We start from the raw sequence: 2,183 nt of genomic DNA on the forward strand, positions 1-2,183 counted from the left end.
CCTAAGCAATGCTGAAGCCACCTTAACCCAAAGCCAATCCGCCCTACAAAGTGCACGTGGAGAACTTACTAGTCGAGAAGCCGAGTTAGACAGCGCCAAAGCCACACTTGCCACGCGACAAGCTGAACTTGCCAAAGCCGAACGTAACTTTGCTCGACTGGATGAACTCATCAAAATCAATGCCATCAGCCGTCAAGAATATGATGATGCGCGCGCAGGGGTAGAAGTTGCTCGGGCTGCGGTCGTTGCTGCACAGGCAAGCATTCGCACCGCCCAAGCAGGCATTCATAATGCAAAGGCCAGCATCCAAAGCCAAAATGCAAGCGTCCAAAAATCACAAACAGACGTCAATACCGCCAAAACCACCCTATCACGCACCGTCATCACCGCCCCAATGAATGGTACAGTAGTCTCTGTCACTACCAAGCAAGGACAAACGGTGAATGCCATGCAGACCGCCCCCACCATCGTCACCTTGGCTGACCTTAGCCGTGTGCGTATCAAGGCACAAATCAGCGAGGCAGACGTAATTAACATCAAAGCAGGTTTGCCTGCCAAATTTAACATCATCGGTGCACCCGACCAAAAATTTGATGCAGTATTAGACGGCATTGAGCCCGCCAGCGAAAAAAGCAGCTCAGGCAGCTCATCCACGTCAGCGGTATATTACATCGGTTATTTGGATGTAGATAATAACGAAGGACGCTTTCGCCTTGACATGACCACACAGGTCAATATCATCATTGCTCAAGCCAAAAACGTACTGACCGTACCATCGGCATCTATTAATGAAAAAAATGGCAAGCATTATATACGCGTGGTTGATGCCGACGGCAAAGCCAATGAAGTAGAAGTGGTGGTGGGTATCAATAACCGTGCCACTGCCGAAATCAAAAGCGGATTAAAGCAAGGTGATACCATTGTGGTGAGCGAAGGTGCGGCAGATAATAAACCCCGTCATATCAGAATGTAAGGGCAGATGATGAGTGATAATAATAAGCCCATACCAAATAAAGCCGTCCTAATACAGACCCGTGGTATCACCCGTGAATTTCCTGCAGGCGATACCAATATACGTGTGCTACAAGGCATTGACCTTACCTTATATCAAGGTGAAATGGTCGCCATCATCGGACAATCAGGCTGTGGCAAATCCACCTTGATGAATATCTTGGGCTGCCTGGACAAGGCTACAGACGGCGATTATCAAGTCTTTGGTAAATCAGTCAATGACATGGACTCAGAAGAACTTGCTCGCCTACGCCGTGAGCATTTTGGCTTTATTTTTCAAAGATATCATCTGCTTGGCGACATCAATGCCCTTGATAATGTCACCGTACCTGCCGTCTATGCAGGTATGCAAACAAACGCACGTAAAGAGCGCGCTAACGAACTGCTCACCATGCTAGGTTTAGGCGACAAAACCGAAAATCGCCCCAACCAACTTTCAGGTGGACAGCAGCAGCGCGTCTCTATCGCCCGAGCCCTCATGAATGGCGGTGACATTATCTTAGCGGACGAACCAACAGGGGCGCTAGACAGTCATTCGGGCAAAGAAGTGATGAATATTTTGCATCGCTTAAAAACACAGGGGCACACCATCATCATGGTGACGCACGATCCTGCATTGGCATCGCAAGCCGAACGGGTGATTGAGCTTAAAGACGGTCAAATCATTGCCGATTATTATACAAACAATCACACCACCAATCACACCAATAACGCCCAACCCATTAATGATAAGCCTATTTTTAACCGCACCACCAATAACGATAATCCACAAGCTGAACGCCTACACCACGCCCCATCCAAAAATGCTCTTTTAGGCATCCTCGATCGCTTAAATGAAGCCTTTAAGATGTCTCTGTATGCCATGAAAGCGCACAAAATGCGCACCCTGCTGACCATGCTTGGCATCATCATCGGTATTGCCTCGGTGGTGTCTATCGTAGGGCTTGGGCAAGGCACACAAGCCAAGATTTTATCAGACATCAATTCTCTTGGCACCAATACCATCACCGTGCGTGACGGCTACAGTTGGGGCGATCCCAGACGGCGCTTTCATCAAAAAAATCTCACCATCGAAGACAGCGAAGCCGTTGCCAGCCAGCCCTATGCTAAGTCGGTGAGCCCACAGGTCAATACCAGTGTCAATAGCCGTTATAAAAACGTAGAATCAGATC

2 protein-coding genes are annotated in these 2,183 nt (G+C 48.5%); both read left to right on the forward strand.

Features of this window, described 5'->3' with window-relative positions; translation table 11 throughout:
- The coding region (locus GY683_RS06245) for an efflux RND transporter periplasmic adaptor subunit (RefSeq protein ID WP_297287924.1) at window positions 1-973 on the forward strand (973 nt) is incomplete at its 5' end.
- 9 nt (window positions 974-982) lie between these two features.
- The coding region (locus tag GY683_RS06250; RefSeq protein ID WP_297287925.1) for an ATP-binding cassette domain-containing protein at window positions 983-2,183 on the forward strand (1,201 nt) is incomplete at its 3' end.

The organism is Moraxella sp., assembly GCF_024227015.1.
GTDB lineage: Bacteria > Pseudomonadota > Gammaproteobacteria > Pseudomonadales > Moraxellaceae > Moraxella.